This window comes from Planotetraspora sp. GP83 (genome assembly GCF_041262585.1).
GTDB lineage: Bacteria > Actinomycetota > Actinomycetes > Streptosporangiales > Streptosporangiaceae > JAOEGB01.
The window spans coordinates 135,477-151,414 of sequence record NZ_JBGCBZ010000019.1 but is presented as its reverse complement, the minus strand read 5'-3'; the positions used below and the strand labels follow the sequence as shown (position 1 = coordinate 151,414).

Sequence of the window (15,938 nt, the reverse complement as noted above, 5' to 3'; positions counted from 1 at the left end):
CGCTTCCGGCGTCACCGGCTGGCCCAGAGCAGGCCGCGCAGCGTGAGCTCGTGCACGGCCGGATCCTGGAGATCCGCCAGCCGGTGACCGATGGCCGAGAAGAACACCCTCCCCCGCCCCCACTGCCGGGTCCAGACGACGGGCATCGAGACGGGCGGCGCGGACTCCGACGCCGCGTACTCCGTCGTGGCCAGAACGTCGTTGTGGGCGTCGGTCAGCATCCAGTACTGCTCGGTCTCCACGGTGAAGCCGGACAACCCGGCGACGATCGGATGATCGGAACGGGCCGGGGCTATGGCGACGTCGTAGGTCAGGAAGTCCTCCGGATGGTGGAGGAACAGCCCGCCGACCATCCGCAGGTAATCGCGGCTGCCCCCGAAGGTGGCCACGACGCCTCCGTGCCAGCCGGCGAACCCGGTGCCCGCCTGGACGGCGGACACGAGACCCGCCTCCTGCTCCTCAGTGAGCGTGCCTCCCGTCCAGCACTGCACGATCAGGTCGGTCTCGGCCGGCAGCCGCTCATCCCGGTAGACGTCGAGGTCGCCGGTGACGGTCACCGAGAAGCCGGCGTCGGCCAGGCCGGGGATGAACAGCTCGGTCGCCTCGACGGGGGCGTGGCCCTCCCAGCCGCCCCGGACGACCAGTGCCCGCCTCATCCGCGCGCCCACGCGGGCAGGTCGAGCGGGGTGCGCTGGACGCCGATCCACTGCCGCTTGGTGAAACCGGGCATCTGGTTCTCCGCCCCGTGACGGGCGTGCGCGTCGTTGACGTGGACCTCCCCCGCCTGGAGCCGCTCGGCCACGCTCATCCCGCGCATCAGGTCGGCGGTGAAGACCGAGTCCATCATCATCGGGTGGCGGTTGGCCAGCTCCACCGCCTCGTCCTCGGAGTCGACCACGGTCACCGGGATGACCGGGCCGAAGATCTCCTCGGTGAATGCGGGCATCTCGGGCGTCACATCGGCCAGCACGGTCGGCCGGTAGAACGGCCCGTCATATGTCCCACCGGTGACCAGTCTGGCCCCCTTGGCGATCGAGGGCTCGACGATCCGCCGGTGCACCCTGTCCCGTTGCGCCTCGCTGATCAACGGCCCGAGGTCCACCCCGGGCGCCATCGGATCGCCCACGCGCAGGGCCTCGGCCCTCCTGGTCACGGCCTCCAGATATCGGTCCGCGACCGATCGCATGACGATGTGCCTGCTGGAGCTGATGCAGGTCTGCCCCTGAAACTCCAGCGAAGCGATCATCGCGCAGGAGGCGGCCAGTTCGATGTCCGCGTCATCGAGGACGATGAACGCGTTGTCGCCGCCCAGTTCCAGACGTACGGCACGCAGATCGGTGGCCGCGGAGGCGGCGATGGCGAGGCCGGCCTCGCGCCCGCCGGTGAAGTCGAGCAAGTCGAGCCCGCGGTGCTCGGACAGCGCCCGGCCCGCTTCCAGGCCGTCGCCGGTGACCACGTTGAGGACGCCGGGCGGTAGCCCCGCGTGGTCCGCCGCCTCGGCCAGCACCTGGCCGCCGATCATCGGCGTGAGCTCGGACGGCTTCAGCACGATCGTGTTCCCGAACGCCAGGCCTGGCGCGACCATCCGCATCGCGAGGTTCATCGGGTAGTTCCAGGGCGTGATCACGCCGATGACGCCCAGCGGCACCACGCGCGACAGCGACAGCTTGCCCGCCTTGTAGGGAGGCAGGATGTCGCCGGCGTTCTCGGTCGCCTGCACGGCCGAGATCGCGAGCTGGCGGATGCTCGTCGACACCTCATCCTCGGCCTTGGCCCGCACGCCGCCGGTCTCCCGCATGCTCAGCGCCACCAGGTCCTCGTACCGCTCCTGGAGGCGGTCGCCGAAGCGGCGCAGGTACGCCGCCCGTTCAGGCGCGGAGAGGGCGGCCCAGCCGGGCTGCGCCGCGCGGGCGGCGGCGACGGCCCGATCGACGTCCACCCCGTCACCCAGGGCGTACGCGCCGATCTGGGCGCCGGTCGCCTTCTCGTGCACGGGGGCGCTCCGCCCGGAAGCGGCGGGACGGAACTCCCCGCCGATGTACAGCTCGCTCACCACGGCGCTCCAGGTCATTTCCAGTCTTAGTACAGAGCGAAAAATAAGCGCCGACGCGGGTGGCGTCAACAGGCGGAGATGACGCGGGGGCTGCCGCCCGCGGCCAGGAAGTCGGCGATCGGCAGCGTGGCCGCCCCTAGCGCCACCGCGTCCCGGCCGAGCTGTCCCGGCTCGATCTTGACCTTGGCGTAGGCGTGGGGCAGCGCGTGCCGCCGCGCGGCGTCCCGCACGGCGGGCAGGATCTCGGGGGCCAGCAGCGCGCCCGCCCACCCGGAAAGGATCACCCGCTCGGGGCTGAGGACGTTGACGAGGTTGGCGATGCCGACGCCGAGGTATTCCGCCGCGTCGTCGAGGGCGTCCCGCGCCGCGCCGCCGTCCCGCGCCGCGCCGCCGTCCCGGGCCGCTCCGCCGTCGCGCGAACGCGCCACGAGCTCGGCCAGCCCGCCCTCCAGGTTGGTCGCGACCAGCGGCACGCTGGAGCGGCGGCTCCGGTAGTCGGCCAGGATCGCCTCGGCCCCGACATAGGCCTCCAGGCATCCCCGCGAGCCGCACCGGCAGGGCTGACCCCGCACCACGATGACGGTGTGACCCCACTCGCTGGCCATGTTGCTCGCGCCACGGAACGGGTTGGAGCCGGTGGTCAGCGCGGCGCCGAGACCCGCGCCGAGCAGTGCCACGACCGCCTGCCCGGCTCCGCGTCCCGCTCCCCGCCACATCTCGGCCTGGCCCAGCGTCCGCGCGCAGTTGTCGACGTACAGCGGCGCGTGGATCTCCCGCCGCAGCGTCTCCCCGAGGGGGACCTCCGACCAGCCGAGGATCGGGGCGTGGACCAGGCTGCTCGGCGGGGGTTCCACCGCGCCCGGCACGCCGACGCCGACGCCGAGAAGCCCGTCCGGGTCCACCCCGACCTGCTGGCAGACCTCCCGCACACCCGCGATGACCAGCCGCGCCACCAGGCCGGGCTCGAACTCCTCGGCCCCGATGGCGTACGACGCGGTGGCGATGGTGGACAGGGCGCCGTCGAAGAGCCCGACCTTGACGCAGGTCTCGCCGATGTCGACCCCGGCGACGTGGCCGAGGCCGGGGCGGATGGCGAGAAGCTTGTGCGGACGCCCGCCGCCGGAGTCGACGGACCCGGCCTCCTCGACGAGGCCGTCGTCGAGCAGGTCGGTCACGACGTTGCTGATGGTGGCCGCGCTCAGGCCGGTGGCGCGTGCCAGTTCCAGCCTGCTGGCAGGACCTTCGACATAGAGATGCGAGAGCACCATCGACCGGTTGTGGCGGCGCAGACCCCGGGTTGTCGTCTGGGTTGTCGTCTGGGTCGTCGTCTGGGTCGTCGTCTGCCGGATCGCTCGCGTCACGTCAGTGAGTGTGCCAGCCCGGCCGCCGGGCGCGCGGCGCGGCCGTCCGGGCGCCCCGAGACGAGGAAGTCCTCGACGACCAGGGTGGCCGCGCCAAGGGCGACCGCCTCCGGGCCGAGCGCGCCGACCTGGATGGACGCCTGGGCGAAGGGCCTCGGGAGCGAGTTGCGCTCGGCGGCCTCCCGGATCTCGGGCAGGAACTCCCGTCCGAGGAGATGCCCTGCCCAGCCGCCCAGGATGATCCGCTCGGGATTGAACAGGTTGATGAGGTTGCCCAGCCCGGCCCCGAGATGGCGGACGGCCTCCTCCAGCACGGGACGAGCCCCCGGGTCCGCGATGAGCGCCGCGAGAGCGCTCTCTTCCTCAACCGTCGCCAGGTCGGCGCCGGCCTGCGCCAGGATGGCCTCGGCGCCGACATACGCCTCCAGGCACCCCTTGTGTCCGCAGCGGCACGGCCGCCCGTCGAGGGCGATCGTGGTGTGACCCCACTCCCCCGCGCTGCTGGCCACGCCGCGATAGGTCACGCCGTCGGTGATGATGCTCGCCCCGATGCCGGAGCCGATGAGGGTCATGACCATGTGCTTGGCGCCCTGGCCCGCTCCAAACCAGAGCTCGGCCTGACCCATGGTCTTCGCGCCGTTGTCCGCGAACACCGGGATCGAGGTGCTCTCGCGGACCATGGCCCGCAGCGGCACGCCGTCCCAGCCGAACGCGTTGGCGTGGATCAGCAGGTCCGGCCCCTGCTCGACGACGCCGGGCACCCCGATGCCCATGCCGAGCACGTCGGACTCGTCGATCCCCGCGTCGGCGAGGACCGTCTTCAGCCCGTCGACGATATGGCGGACGACCACGGCGGGCTCATGGTGGCCGGGGTCGAGGGCGTACTCCTTGGAGGCCTTCCGCGTCATCGCCAGGTCGAACAGCTCGACGCGGACGCGCGTCTCGCCGACGTCCACGCCTAGAACGTTCCCATACGACGGGTCGACCCTGAGCATGATCCGCGGACGCCCGCCGTCGGAGTCGACGGCCCCCGCCTCGACCACGATGCCGTCCGCGATGAGGTCGCCGATCACGTTGCTCACCGTGGCCGGGCTCAGCCCCGTGACCTGGGCCAGCTCCAGCCTGCTCAGCTCTTTGGCGAAATAGAGCGTCCACAGGAGCACTGACCGGTTGCCCCTCCGCACGTCGCGGAGCGTTCCCCTCTTCGGACGGCCCATCGCTACTCCCCCCGCGATTAATTCAAATGTTATTCCAACCTATCCCGTAGGTTTCGTGCGCGCGCGGCTCACCAGGCACAGTGACGGACTCGAGACCGTCCGGCGACCACCCCGTTGCCGCCCCGGGCCGTAGGTGCACACTTTCTGGAGAAGAGAGGAAGTGGCCGCCATGACGGATGACAAGGAACGGCCGTTCGGCCCACCGGGCCGGCCGTTCAACCGGCGGTCCCCGTTCTTCATCGGGATGACGGGCGCCGCCGGGGTCGCCGTCACGTACGCCGCGATCCAGCTGGTGATCAGCGCACGTGACGTTCTCGTCCTGATCGGGCTGGCGCTGTTCCTCGCCATCGGGCTCAACCCCGCGGTGGAGTGGCTGGCGCGCAAGGGCCTGCCGCGCTGGGCGGCGGTGACCGTGATCATCGTGACGACGCTGGCGCTGGTGGGCGGCTTCCTGGCGCTGGCCATCCCCGCCCTCGTCCAGCAGGGCAGCCAGTTCGCGGCGCAGCTGCCGGAGTACGCGCGCAGCATGCGGGACCACCACTCCGTGCTGGGAGGCCTCAACCAGCGCTTCCACCTGGAGCAGCGCCTCACCGAGCTCACCTCGGGAGGCGGCACCGGGATCTCCCTCGCCACCGGACTGCTGGGCGCCGGCCGGATCGTCCTGAGCACCGCGGCGGCCTTCTTCGTGGTCTGCGTCCTGATGGTGTACTTCCTCGCCGACCTGCCGCGCATCACCAAGACGCTCTACCGCTGCGTGCCGTACTCCCGGAGAGCCCGGGTCACCCTCATCACCGACGAGATCCTGACGAAGGTCGGCGCGTACGTGCTGGGCAACCTGATCACGTCAGTGATCGCGGGTGTCGCCACATTCGTCTGGCTGGAGATCTTCGGCGTGCCGTACGCGGTGCTGCTGGGCATCTTCGTCGCACTGGTCGATCTCATCCCGGTGGTGGGCTCCTCGATCGGCGGGGTGGTCGTCTGCCTGGTGGCGCTCACGGTCTCCGTGCCCGTGGCGCTCGCCACCTTGGGGTTCTACGTGGCCTACCGGTTCGTGGAGGACTACCTGATCGTCCCCAAGGTCATGGGCAAGGCGGTGGAGGTGCCCGGCGTGGTCACAGTCCTGGCCGTGCTCATCGGCGGCACGCTGCTGGGCATGATCGGCGCTCTCATCGCCATCCCCGTCGCCGCGGCCGTACGGCTGTTCCTCCGGGAGATCGCCTTCCCCCGCCTGGACAGATCATGACGGACGCTCGAATCTGGGAGCCATGGGAAGCCAAGCGGAAACGGTGATCCTGTCCGCCATGCGGGATGGCCATTGGTCGACGCCGCTTGAGCCCCCTATTACCGAGGCGCGGGTAACGTGACTCCCCACTCGCGAAAGAGGGGAGTCCGCCATGTCGGACGCCGAGACCGTCGTGGGCCGGATGATAAGCGCGCTCAACGAACACGACCTCGACCGGGCCATGCGGTTCTTCAGTGGTGACGCCGTCGGCGTGAATCCAGGAGGTCAGGCGGAGGGCCATGAGCAGATCGCCTCCTACTACGCCGCGTGCCTCGCCGCCTTCCCGGACGGACGTCTGACGATCTGGGGGACGGTCGCATGCGAGGACCTCGCCATAGTCGAGGGCTTGTTCACCGGTACGCACGGGGGCCCCCTGCTGATGCCGGGGGGTGACACTCTGGAGCAGACCGGCCTAGGCGTCAGCGTGCGCCTGGGCGCCGCCTTCAACGTCGAGAACGGGCTCATCGCGAGCTGCCGATATTACTTCGACCAGTTGGAGCTGTTCACCCGTCTCGGCGCGAAGCTCGTTCCCGGCACCTCTGAAGAAGAGGAACGCGAGACCGGCACGGCTATCGGAGGGCGGCGAACGCGACGGACGCGGCCGTGGCGATCATGGTGGAGAGGATGACCATCACCACCACGGTGGCCAGGGGGTTGCGTCGCCGTCGGACCGGTTGTGCCGCCAGAGGAGCGCGCAACCGGTGAGCGGGCATGATCGACGGGGACGGCCGGTGCACCTCCACGGGCGGTCGCGGCTCGTGCCGGACCGGCGGGGCGGGCCGGGCCGACGGGGGCGGCGGCGCCGGGGGCCGGACGGGTTGCGGCGGCCGTGGTGCTCTGGGGGGCCGATGCGGCTTGGGCGGCGCCGCTTCCGGGGGCGGCGGCACGGCCTTCGGAGGCGCGCAGAGCGGCCGGCAACCACAGGGAGGGGCCCCGATGCCGATCCCGGCTTTGACGCCCACCAGCGTGGACAGGTCCACGCAAATGGTGATCTCCAAGCCGTGATCGTGATCTCGGGAGCGCACCTCCAGCGCGGTGTCAGTCGCTCCCGAGGCGGGCATTGCGATCCCCGCGCCGACGAGCGCGAACCCCGCGAGCGCTCCCGCCAGCAGCACGGGCATGTTGCGTGGGATTGCCATGGTCATCGGCCCTCGGGGATCCGCTGGAACTCCTGGAGCGCGCTCATGAAGGCGTCAGGTTTGACCGCCAGGCCGCCCGTGAACACGTGGGAGATGTCCCAGGCCAGGTAGATGCCGACACCGAGAAGAGCCGCCATCGCCACCAGCGGCACGATGGCGAGCCCCCGAGGCCGGGCGCCGGCCAGGAACGGGAAGACCACCACGACGATCCCGGTAAAGATGGTCAGGACCAGCACACCGGGGGGCGGTGCGGCCGCGGCGTCCGCCGCTCGCTGGCGACGGGCGGCCGACAGATCGGCCATCCGGTCGAGGACCGCGCTCTTGGCGCTCCGCGCGTCGTCACCCGTCACGCTCAGGGCCGTGACCTGCGTGCGCAAGGTGTCGAGGCGTGAGGAACCCTCCGGGCTGAGCCTGCCCGTCGCCATCACCGGCCATTCCTTGTCGAGCACGAAGCTCACGTAGTCGCGGAGCTCCCTCTGCACCTCGCCGCCGGCGGGGGCGGGAAGCTCGGCCGCCGACCAGTAGGTCTCGACGGCCGCCTGGCCCTCGGCGTAGGTGTTCTGCCGGGCGGAATCGGCCGTCGTCCACGGAACGACGATCGCGATGGCGAAGACCAGCAGGAACAGGGAGGACAGCATCGCTCCCGAGTGCCCGGCGGAGGCGCCACGGGGCTCACGGTCGTCGGTGCCGCAGTTCAGTTTCCGGAACAGGAAAGCGGCCAGGGCCACCAGGCCGATCGCCGCGGTCACAGCGAGTACGCAGACGAGCATGAACCATCCTCACAGACAGATTGCGATCACTTACCGTTACATGACTATCACATAAGGTGAGCTTGAGGGGGGCGGTACGGAGAAGTGGAAGGATCGTCAGCGGGGGTGAGGCCACATGCGCGTGGTGATCGCGGGCGGGCACGGCAAGATCGCTCTTCTGCTGGAAAGGCTGCTCGCGGAGCGGGGTGACCAGCCGGTCGGCCTGGTCCGCAACCCGGACCATGAGGCGGACGTCCGGGCGACCGGCGCGGAGGCCGTGCTGTGCGACCTGGAGCGGGCCTCGGCCGGCGAGGTGGCGGAGATCCTCGTCGGGGCGGGTGCCGTGGTGTTCGCCGCCGGCGCCGGAGCCGGCAGCGGGGCGGCCCGTAAGTACACCGTCGACCAGGGGGCGTCGGTCCTGCTGGCCGACGCGGCCGAGCGGGCCGGGGTGCCGCGCTTCGTCCAGATCTCCTCCATGGGCGCGGGCTCCCCGCCCCGGCCCGGAACCGACGAGGTCTGGGCGGCCTACATCACCGCGAAGACCGCCGCCGAGGAGGACCTTCGCTCGCGCGCGCTGAACTGGACGATCCTGCGCCCCGGGCGGCTGACCGACGAGCCGGGGTCGGGGCTCGTCACCCTGGCCGACCCTCCGCTCCCCCGTGGCGAGGTGCCCCGCGAGGACGTCGCGGCCGTGATCGCCGCCCTGCTCGACACGCCGGAGACCCGGCACCGCGTCCTGGAGCTCATCGGCGGAGGCGTCCCCGTCGACCAGGCGATCCGCCTCCTGGTCTTCCGCTGACGCGCCCGGGGATCACGCCGGCCCCGGGCGGCATCCACACCAGCGGGTAGGCCCCAGATCGTGCACGAGCGTCCGCAGCGCCTCGGCGGACTCCGCGCCGACAACAGCGGGGCCAGCGGCATCATCCGGCTCAGCTCGCCGGCCATGCCCCGAAGGACTGCGAATCCGTCCCGCTCGGCGTGGGCTGCGGGGATGCCACTCACCACTCGCGATGACGCTCGGTTAGGCAACCCTGACGGATTGGAATGTTGACCGGGCGGTCAATCAGGCCGACCGTCGAGACCAAAGGTCACCTCTCCCTATGTCCGGAGGCACCGATGGATCTCACGAGATCGTTGTCCGACGTCGTCGCCCTGCTCGCGGGCCTGGTCGCGGTGCTCGCGCCGTTCTTCTGGGCCGGTGACGTCAACGCGGCCAACCTGCCGCTGCTCATCCTCGGGGCGCTCCTCGTCGTGTCCGCCCTGTGGGCGATCCTCGGCGCCGGGGGCGCCAGCTCCTGGGTCACCGCCGCGTTCGGGGCGCTGCTGTTCGTGTCGCCGTGGGCGTTCGACTTCGACGGTCACTCGTCGGCCGCGTGGACCGCGTGGATCGCAGGCGCCGTCACGGTCGTCGTCGGCCTGCTGACGACCCTCCAGGCACGCACGGCCACAGCCACGCACGCCTGACCCAGGCTCTCTCCCGCACGTAATCATCGGTACGGCCCCGCCCGGCCCTCGCCCCCCGGCGACGGTCGGGCGGGGGGCCTTGACCTTTGGACACCTACGGCTCAGACGGTTGCGCGTACCGGGTCTCCGCTGCCGGCCATGTGCGGCTGCTGGCATGCTGGACGGGTGGACAGGCACGAGTTGTGCGTACGCTTCGCGGCGGAGTTGTGGCTGTTCCTGCCGCCCCGCGACCGGCATGCCGATCTGCGTGTCCCCTATGACGGCACGTCGTCGCTCGGGCACGTGGTCGAGTCGGCCGGTGTCCCGCTCCCGGAGGTCGGATCGCTCCTTGTGGACGGCCGGCCGGTCACGCCGTCGTACCGTCCTCTGACGGCAGACCTCATCCGCGTGCTGGCGGTGCGAAGGCCGCAGCAGGTCCCGTCGTCTCGGTTCGTCCTCGATGTCCATCTCGGCACGCTTGCCCGGCGACTGCGCCTCGTCGGCGTCGACGTGGCCTATCGCAACGACCTCGACGACGACGCGCTGATCGGGCAGGCGAACGCCGAGGAGAGGGTCCTGCTGACCCAGGATCGCGGGCTCCTGCGCCGCAGGGGACTCTGGCTCGGCGCCTACGTCCGGGGCGCGCGCCCCGACGACCAGTTCCGCGACGTGCTCGACCGCTTCGCCCCGCCGCTCGCCCCCTGGACCAGGTGTACGGCATGCAACGGCGTGCTGTCCCCGGTCGGGAAGACCGAGGTCGAGGAGCTCCTGCTGCCGGGGACCCGGCGCAGCTATGACACGTTCGCCCGCTGCCTCACCTGCGGACACGTCTACTGGCATGGCGCACACGGAAGCCATCTGGACGAGATCGTGGACGAGGCGTCAAGGATCGTCGCCCCTCACGTCTCCTGACAGCGCTCCGAGCCCGGATCGGCCACGGCGGCCTTCAGTCACTCCTGCGCTGAGCGGGCGCCTCAGCCGCTGAGGCCGGGGGCCTCCTCCGGGCCGAAGGTGATCACTATGTACCTGCCGTTGGCGTAGCTGACCACAGGGCGCCCGAGCATGTCACCCACCCTGCGGGCGACCGCCTGGAACAGCTCCACCATCTCCGGGGTGTCGGCGCTCACCCTGAACCGCCCGTTGGCGGCGAGGTGCTCCGCGACAAGAGGAACGAAGCCCGCTTCGGCGCGAATCCTCTCCTCCGCGCTGAGAGGAGTACGCCGGGGCGCGGGCTGCGTGCCGAGAGGGCGGGTCATCGCTGATCTCCTCGTGATCGCCGTCCGTCCAGCATGCCATCCCCACCTCCCCTCTGGACCACCACCGAGCAGTTGAACGCCACAACGGCGTCGATCGCGTACTTCTGGCCGTGCAGTTGAGCGGCGCGGAGCAGGTCGATCGCGCTCACGCAGATGTCCTCGGAGACCGGTTCGGTTCTCAGGCGGGAGAGGTACCAACGGAGGCGATCACCCCTCACCCGCACGTCCTGGGCCTCGGCCAGACGGTCCTCGTCCTCGGCATGATCGCCCTCCTCCTGGCAGCCCGCCGCGCCCTCCGCGAAGAGACCCGGAACGCGATGAACCCGTAGGCGCCCACCGATCGTCAGCCGGGTGATTCCGGCTCGTACGGCACGCGGCGCTGGAGGAGGAACAGCCAGGCGATGGACGGCAGGACGAGCAGCGCCCCGACCGCCGCCACGGCGAGGGTCGTCGTGAGCACCACGGGCTGCGCGGCGGCGTCCAGGTAGGTGAGCGAGGGCGGCAGCATGGCCGGATACTGGGCGACCGGCCAGCCCCACATGACGGCGGCGACGGCCAGTACGGCGGTGGCGCGCACGAGCAGGTAGCGCCGCCACCAGAGCAGCGCGATGGAGACGAGCCCGAGAACGGCGCTGGCGGCGACGAGCGGCAGCGCCCGGCCGGTCAGTCCGCGGAAGAGCAGCGGAGCGTCCCAGCGCAGCACGGCGATGCCGCCGAGCGCGACGGCGCCGACCACGACGGCCGTGGTGAGCGCCCTCCGGCGGAACCCCTCGGCCGTCTCCGGCAACCGGGCCCGCACGGCGTCGTCGCACAGGTAGGTCGCCGCGAGATAGGCGCAGACGCCCACGGCGAGCACACCGCCGAGCAAGGACGTCGGGTTGACCCAGCTCCTCACCAGGTCTCCGGCGGCCAGGCCGGGCGGGACACGCCCCGAGGCGATGCCCCCGGCGACCGTGCCCAGAAAGAAGGGCGTGAAGACCGACGACAGTGCGAAGGCGCCGCCGAAGAGCCGCTGCTGCCACAGCTCCGTGCTGGTCTTGCGGAAGGCGAAGGCGGCCCCCCGCGCGATGATGCCGAGCGCGGCCAGCGTGAGCGGGATGTAGAGGGTGGACATCACCGAGGCGAACACCAGCGGGAAGCCGGTCCACAGGACCACGAGCACGAAGATCAGCCAAACGTGGTTGGCCTCCCAGACCGGCCCGATCGAGTGCTCGATGAGCCGCCTCTGCGGCATGCCGGTACCGCTGCGCCCGGCCAGCAGGTCCCAGACGCCGCCGCCGAAGTCTGCCCCGCCCAGCAGCGCGTAGAGCGTGAGCCCCACCCATATGGCGGCGAGCAGAGCCTGCGCCGCGTCCATCACGTCACCGCCGGTTCCTGGGGGGCGACCTGCCTGCCCCGGGTCATGTGCCGGAGCACGTAGACGGTGGCCACCGTGAGCACCACGTAGACGAGGGAGACGACCACGAACCCGGCCCACAGGCCCGGCACGGGGTTGACCGCCTGGAACGTCCGCAGCCTGCCGTACACGACCCAGGGCTGCCGGCCGACCTCGGTCGCCGTCCAGCCGGCCTCGACCGCCACCACGGCGAGCACCCCGGCGATCGCCGCGAGCCGCAGGAACCACGGTGTGCGGGGCAGGTCGCGCCGCCGCCACCAGCTCCACGCCAGCCACGCCGACAGCAGCAGGAGGAGGAACCCGATGCCCACCATGATCTCGAACGCCCAGTGGACGGCCGTGACCGGCGGCCGGTCCCCGGGGGGCGTGCGGTCCAGACCCTGGACGACCGCGTCCGGACGGTAGCCCACCAGCAGGGACAGCGCGCTGGGGATCTCCACGGCGTACCGCATCCGGTCGTCCATGTAGAACCCGCCGAGGCTCAGCGGCGCGTTCGGGCCGGTCCGGTAGAGCCCTTCGAACGCGGCCAGCTTGGTCGGCTGATATTCGGACAGGAACCGCGCGGCGTAGTCGCCCGCCACGATCTGCACCGGGGTGATGATCGCCGCGAGCGTGAACGGGACGAGGAACCCGAGCCGGTGGTAGCGGTCGCGGCGGCCCCGCAGCAGGGCCACCGCGTACACCCCCGCGGTGCCGAACCCGGCCACCATGAACGCGGCGAGGATCATGTGCAGGGTCTGCGGCGGCGTGGCGGGGTTGAACATCGCGGCCCACGGCGAGACATGGGTGACGCGCCCGTTCTCCAGGTCGAAGCCGCGCGGCTGGTTCATCCACGCGTTGGCCGAGACGATGAAGAACGCCGAGGCCACACCGGCCACGAGGATCGGCACGCCGCTGAGGAGATGGGCGCGGGGAGACAGCCTGCCCCAGGCGTAGAGCCATATGCCGAGGAAGATGGCCTCAATGAAGAAGGCGATGCCCTCCAGCGCGAACGGCAGCCCGACGACCTCGCCGTAGAGGCCCATGAGCCCCGGCCACAGGAGGCCCATCTCGAAGCTGAGAATCGTGCCCGAGACGGCCCCGACGGCGAACAGCACGCCGACCGCCTTGGCCCACCGCCTGGCCAGGCGGTGGAAGTCCTCGTCTCCGGTCCGTACGGCCCGCCACTCCGCGAACAGGAGCAGGGCGGGCATGCCGACGCCCAGACAGGCCAGCACGATGTGCCAGCCCAGGGACAGCGCCATCTGCATCCGGGCCGCGGCGAGGTCGGCCGGGCTCGCCGGACCCGCGAGGACGGTGAGCGACGTCATGGTCCACACCCCCGTGTGCAGGCCGGTTATGAGCAGGTCAGTGCCCCGGCCCAGATCGCGAGAACCGCGCGGCGAGGTATCGGGCCAGCAGCGGCGAGGTATCGGACTAGGAAACGACCGCGCGGTACGGCGAGCCGTCGGCCGTGCCGAGCTCCTCCTCGAACCAGGCGATGGTGCGGCGGAGCCCACTGACGGGGTCCACGCGGGGCCGCCAGCCCAGCCGCTCGGCGGCGAGGGACGCGTCCGGCCGCCGGACCGCCGGGTCGTCGACGGGCCGCTCGACGAACGTGATGGGAGACGACGAGCCGGCCAGGCGGCGGATCGTCTCGGCCAGCTCGATCATGGACATCTCCGTGGGGTTGCCGATGTTGACCGGTCCCTCGAAGTCGCTCTCCGCCAGGGCGAGGACGCCCTCGACGGTGTCGGCGACGTAGCAGATCGACCGGGTCTGGCTGCCGTCCCCCGCGACCGTGATGGGCTCCCCGGTGAGGGCCTGCCGGATGAACGTCGGAATGGCACGGCCGTCCTGCGGCCGCATCCGCGGGCCGTACGTGTTGAAGATCCGCACGATGCCCGTGTCCGTGCCATGTGAGTTGCGGTATGCCGTGGTGAGCGACTCGGCGAAGCGCTTGGCCTCGTCGTAGACGCTGCGCGGCCCGACCGGGTTGACGTTGCCCCAGTAGCTCTCCCGCTGCGGGTGCTCCAGCGGGTCGCCGTACACCTCGCTGGTGGAGGCGAGGACGAAACGCGCGCCCTTCTCCTTGGCGAGCCCGAGGGCGTGCAGCGTGCCGATGCTGCCCACCTTCAGCGTCTCGATCGGGTGCCGCAGGTAGTCGACCGGCGAGGCGGCCGACGCGAAGTGGAGCACCAGGTCGACCTGCCCCGGCACGTGTACGAATCCGGTGAGGTCGCACTCCAGCAGCCGGAAGGCCGGCCGGCCGATCAGGTGCTCGACGTTGCGGGGCGACCCGGTGAGGAAGTTGTCCATGCAGATCACCTCGGCGCCGCGGTCGATGAGCCGCTCGCACAGGTACGAGCCGAGGAACCCGGCGCCGCCGGTGACCACCACGCGAAGACCGTTCACCGCACACTCACCTCCAGCAGCCCGCGGGCCACGTCGAGAACCTCCGGGACGTCGATGTCGAGCAGTCCCGGATCGGGCCGGTCGCCGTGGGGGTCGCCTGACCGCCCCGTCCAGAGCGCGACATGACGGGGGCTGGGCGGCGGCCCCCAGAGCGCGGGCGACACCGGCCCGCAGAGCACGACCGACGGCGTGCCGAGCCCGGTGGCCAGGTGGGACATTCCGGTGTCGCCGCAGATCACCAGCGCGGCGCGGGCGACCAGCGCAGCGAGGCCGGGCAGGTCGGTCCGCCCGGCGAGCACGCACGCGTCCGGTAGGCCGGCGAGCGCGGCTGTCTGACGCGCCAGCGCGCCCTCGGCCGGGGTACCCGTGATCACCACCCGGTGGCCGAGGCGGCTCAGCTCGGCGGCCACCCGGGCGAACCGGTCCGGAGGCCACCGTCTGGCCTCGGAGGCGGCCCCCGGATGGACGACCACCTCGGCCCCGCCGTACGGGCTGGGGCTCTCCCTGCCGGGGTCGCGCAGACGCAGGTCGTCGGGGTCCGCGGCGATGCCGTACCACTCGAGCAGGGCGCACCACCGGCGCACCTGGTGCACGTTCGCGGGCCACGGCGGGCCGTCCGCGCCGGGCACGGCGGAGTGCGCGTGGGTGAGCAGCCGCCCCGGGCGGGTGCGGCGCAGGGCCATGATGCTCTGCGGGCCGCTCCCGTGCAGGTTGACCGCCACGTCGGGCGTCGAAAACGGCACCGGTCCCGGGCCGGACACGTCGAGCAGCTCGTCCACCGCGTCGATCAGAGGCAGCAGCCCGGCCAGATGGGCGGGTGTGGCCAGCACGATCCGGTGGTCCGGGTGGGCCCGGCGCAGCGCCCGCAGCGCCGGAACCCCGGTCAGCAGGTCGCCCAGCCCGAGCCCGCGGAGAACGAGCAGCACCGGCCTTTCTAGGGCCATGAGGTCTCCGTGGATGGGCAGACGACGAGCTCCCTGACCTCACACCCCTGGGGCTGGCTCAGCGCGAAGACGATCGTCGCGGCGACGTCCTCGGGTTGGTTGAGCCGGGCGTCCGGCCCCGGCTTGTACTGCTCGTCACGTCCCTCGAAGAAGTTCGTGTGCATGCCGCCCGGGATGAGGAGCGTCACTCCGACCTGGCCGGCAAGCTCGGCGGCGAGCGCCCGGGTGAAGCCGACCACGCCGAACTTGGCGGCGCAGTACGCCGTCGCGTCGCTCACGGCCCGGATGCCCAGGGTGGAGGCGCAGGTCACGACCTTGCCCCGCGATTCCCGCAGGTACGGCAGGGCCGCGCGGACCACGGAGGCGGTGCCGAGCAGGTTGACCTGGATCACCCGGTCCCAGGCGTCGGCGGGGACGTCCTCCAGCCGCCCGCAGGCGTCGATGCCTGCGGCCGTCACGACGCCGTCGAGGCCGCCCGCCCGCCCGGCCAGCTCGCGGACCGCCCGCTCGGCCTGCTCCCGGTCGGACAGGTCGGCCGGGATGTGGTCCGCGTCGCCGTCGGGCGCGTTGACGTCGATCAGAAGGGGCCGTCCCCCCGCCTTGGCGACCGCGGCGGCGGTGGCCCGGCCGAGGCCGGACGCGCCTCCGGTGATCAGGATGTTCCCGACCATGTGGTGTCTCCTCTCGCGTTGTCGACGGATTGC

The 15,938-nt window shown here is 71.6% G+C and carries 18 protein-coding genes; 5 read left to right on the top strand and 13 right to left on the bottom strand.

All coding sequences use genetic code 11. The annotated features are described in order from the left end of the window. Positions 1-11: 11 nt before the first annotated feature. Genes ABH927_RS25230 through ABH927_RS25215 form a run of 4 tightly spaced genes read right to left on the bottom strand, consistent with a single transcriptional unit; the run spans position 12 to position 4,631 of the window. Positions 12-656, bottom strand: coding sequence for a ThuA domain-containing protein (locus ABH927_RS25230; protein WP_370025390.1), 645 nt, complete (start codon positions 654-656; stop codon positions 12-14). Beyond that, positions 653-2,071 (bottom strand): aldehyde dehydrogenase family protein, encoded by a 1,419-nt coding sequence (locus tag ABH927_RS25225; protein ID WP_370025387.1) that lies wholly within the window; start codon positions 2,069-2,071, stop codon positions 653-655. The genes ABH927_RS25230 and ABH927_RS25225 overlap by 4 nt, the downstream gene beginning before the upstream one ends. A gap of 47 nt (positions 2,072-2,118) precedes the next feature. Beyond that, on the bottom strand, positions 2,119-3,414 hold the full coding sequence (locus tag ABH927_RS25220) for an ROK family protein (protein ID WP_370025385.1): 1,296 nt from the start codon (positions 3,412-3,414) through the stop codon (positions 2,119-2,121). Next, positions 3,411-4,631, bottom strand: coding sequence for an ROK family protein (locus ABH927_RS25215; RefSeq protein WP_370025383.1), 1,221 nt, complete (start codon positions 4,629-4,631; stop codon positions 3,411-3,413). The genes ABH927_RS25220 and ABH927_RS25215 overlap by 4 nt, the downstream gene beginning before the upstream one ends. A 169-nt stretch (positions 4,632-4,800) precedes the next feature. Between ABH927_RS25215 and ABH927_RS25210 the strand changes: the two genes are divergently transcribed. Beyond that, positions 4,801-5,874, top strand: coding sequence for an AI-2E family transporter (locus tag ABH927_RS25210; protein WP_370025381.1), 1,074 nt, complete (start codon positions 4,801-4,803; stop codon positions 5,872-5,874). A 151-nt stretch (positions 5,875-6,025) separates the two neighbouring features. Then, positions 6,026-6,541, top strand: coding sequence for an ester cyclase (locus tag ABH927_RS25205; protein WP_370025378.1), 516 nt, complete (start codon positions 6,026-6,028; stop codon positions 6,539-6,541). Here ABH927_RS25205 and ABH927_RS25200 read toward each other — a convergent pair. Further along, positions 6,483-7,052 (bottom strand): hypothetical protein, encoded by a 570-nt coding sequence (locus ABH927_RS25200; protein WP_370025377.1) that lies wholly within the window; start codon positions 7,050-7,052, stop codon positions 6,483-6,485. The genes ABH927_RS25205 and ABH927_RS25200 overlap by 59 nt on opposite strands. Positions 7,053-7,054: 2 nt before the next feature. Further along, positions 7,055-7,822 carry a hypothetical protein gene (locus ABH927_RS25195; protein WP_370025375.1) on the bottom strand — a complete coding sequence of 256 codons (768 nt, stop codon included), beginning with the start codon at positions 7,820-7,822 and terminating at the stop codon, positions 7,055-7,057. A gap of 115 nt (positions 7,823-7,937) precedes the next feature. On the opposite strand from ABH927_RS25195, the gene ABH927_RS25190 reads away from it, so the two are divergent. From ABH927_RS25190 to ABH927_RS25180, 3 genes are all read left to right on the top strand, one after another. Further along, positions 7,938-8,600, top strand: a complete 663-nt coding sequence (locus ABH927_RS25190) for an NAD(P)H-binding protein (RefSeq protein ID WP_370025373.1) — start codon at positions 7,938-7,940, stop codon at positions 8,598-8,600. Positions 8,601-8,917: 317 nt separating this feature from the next. Beyond that, positions 8,918-9,265 carry an SPW repeat protein gene (locus tag ABH927_RS25185; protein ID WP_370025371.1) on the top strand — a complete coding sequence of 116 codons (348 nt, stop codon included), beginning with the start codon at positions 8,918-8,920 and terminating at the stop codon, positions 9,263-9,265. A gap of 138 nt (positions 9,266-9,403) precedes the next feature. Then, positions 9,404-10,156, top strand: a complete 753-nt coding sequence (locus ABH927_RS25180) for a Mut7-C RNAse domain-containing protein (protein WP_370025369.1) — start codon at positions 9,404-9,406, stop codon at positions 10,154-10,156. Positions 10,157-10,218: 62 nt separating this feature from the next. Here the strand turns inward: ABH927_RS25180 and ABH927_RS25175 are convergent, their stop codons facing one another. From ABH927_RS25175 to ABH927_RS25145, 7 genes are all read right to left on the bottom strand, one after another. Beyond that, a complete protein-coding gene (locus ABH927_RS25175) occupies positions 10,219-10,500 on the bottom strand; it encodes a hypothetical protein (protein WP_370025366.1) in 282 nt (93 codons plus the stop codon). Beyond that, complete coding sequence (locus ABH927_RS25170; protein ID WP_370025363.1) at positions 10,497-10,649, bottom strand: hypothetical protein; 153 nt, start codon at positions 10,647-10,649, stop codon at positions 10,497-10,499. Before ABH927_RS25170 ends, ABH927_RS25175 begins: the two co-directional genes overlap by 4 nt. A gap of 194 nt (positions 10,650-10,843) precedes the next feature. Beyond that, positions 10,844-11,857, bottom strand: coding sequence for a cytochrome d ubiquinol oxidase subunit II (locus tag ABH927_RS25165; RefSeq protein ID WP_370025361.1), 1,014 nt, complete (start codon positions 11,855-11,857; stop codon positions 10,844-10,846). Then, positions 11,857-13,206 carry a cytochrome ubiquinol oxidase subunit I gene (locus tag ABH927_RS25160; RefSeq protein WP_370025358.1) on the bottom strand — a complete coding sequence of 450 codons (1,350 nt, stop codon included), beginning with the start codon at positions 13,204-13,206 and terminating at the stop codon, positions 11,857-11,859. The genes ABH927_RS25165 and ABH927_RS25160 overlap by 1 nt, the downstream gene beginning before the upstream one ends. Before the next feature lie 106 nt (positions 13,207-13,312). Next, positions 13,313-14,290, bottom strand: a complete 978-nt coding sequence (locus tag ABH927_RS25155) for a UDP-glucuronic acid decarboxylase family protein (protein WP_370025356.1) — start codon at positions 14,288-14,290, stop codon at positions 13,313-13,315. Continuing rightward, positions 14,287-15,234, bottom strand: a complete 948-nt coding sequence (locus ABH927_RS25150; RefSeq protein WP_370025354.1) for a glycosyltransferase family 9 protein — start codon at positions 15,232-15,234, stop codon at positions 14,287-14,289. The genes ABH927_RS25155 and ABH927_RS25150 overlap by 4 nt, the downstream gene beginning before the upstream one ends. Then, on the bottom strand, positions 15,225-15,905 hold the full coding sequence (locus ABH927_RS25145) for an SDR family oxidoreductase (RefSeq protein WP_370025351.1): 681 nt from the start codon (positions 15,903-15,905) through the stop codon (positions 15,225-15,227). The genes ABH927_RS25150 and ABH927_RS25145 overlap by 10 nt, the downstream gene beginning before the upstream one ends. Positions 15,906-15,938: the final 33 nt, after the last annotated feature.

Bases quoted from the DNA above. Each gene is read 5' to 3' on its own strand.
- ABH927_RS25230 (WP_370025390.1), bottom strand. From the start codon at position 656: ATGAGGCGGGCACTGGTCGTCCGGGGCGGCTGGGAGGGCCACGCCCCC.
- ABH927_RS25225 (WP_370025387.1), bottom strand. From the start codon at position 2,071: ATGACCTGGAGCGCCGTGGTGAGCGAGCTGTACATCGGCGGGGAGTTC.
- ABH927_RS25215 (WP_370025383.1), bottom strand. From the start codon at position 4,631: ATGGGCCGTCCGAAGAGGGGAACGCTCCGCGACGTGCGGAGGGGCAAC.
- ABH927_RS25210 (WP_370025381.1), top strand. From the start codon at position 4,801: ATGACGGATGACAAGGAACGGCCGTTCGGCCCACCGGGCCGGCCGTTC.
- ABH927_RS25205 (WP_370025378.1), top strand. From the start codon at position 6,026: ATGTCGGACGCCGAGACCGTCGTGGGCCGGATGATAAGCGCGCTCAAC.
- ABH927_RS25200 (WP_370025377.1), bottom strand. From the start codon at position 7,052: ATGGCAATCCCACGCAACATGCCCGTGCTGCTGGCGGGAGCGCTCGCG.
- ABH927_RS25195 (WP_370025375.1), bottom strand. From the start codon at position 7,822: ATGCTCGTCTGCGTACTCGCTGTGACCGCGGCGATCGGCCTGGTGGCC.
- ABH927_RS25190 (WP_370025373.1), top strand. From the start codon at position 7,938: ATGCGCGTGGTGATCGCGGGCGGGCACGGCAAGATCGCTCTTCTGCTG.
- ABH927_RS25185 (WP_370025371.1), top strand. From the start codon at position 8,918: ATGGATCTCACGAGATCGTTGTCCGACGTCGTCGCCCTGCTCGCGGGC.
- ABH927_RS25180 (WP_370025369.1), top strand. From the start codon at position 9,404: ATGTGCGGCTGCTGGCATGCTGGACGGGTGGACAGGCACGAGTTGTGC.
- ABH927_RS25175 (WP_370025366.1), bottom strand. From the start codon at position 10,500: ATGACCCGCCCTCTCGGCACGCAGCCCGCGCCCCGGCGTACTCCTCTC.
- ABH927_RS25165 (WP_370025361.1), bottom strand. From the start codon at position 11,857: ATGGACGCGGCGCAGGCTCTGCTCGCCGCCATATGGGTGGGGCTCACG.
- ABH927_RS25160 (WP_370025358.1), bottom strand. From the start codon at position 13,206: ATGACGTCGCTCACCGTCCTCGCGGGTCCGGCGAGCCCGGCCGACCTC.
- ABH927_RS25150 (WP_370025354.1), bottom strand. From the start codon at position 15,234: ATGGCCCTAGAAAGGCCGGTGCTGCTCGTTCTCCGCGGGCTCGGGCTG.
- ABH927_RS25145 (WP_370025351.1), bottom strand. From the start codon at position 15,905: ATGGTCGGGAACATCCTGATCACCGGAGGCGCGTCCGGCCTCGGCCGG.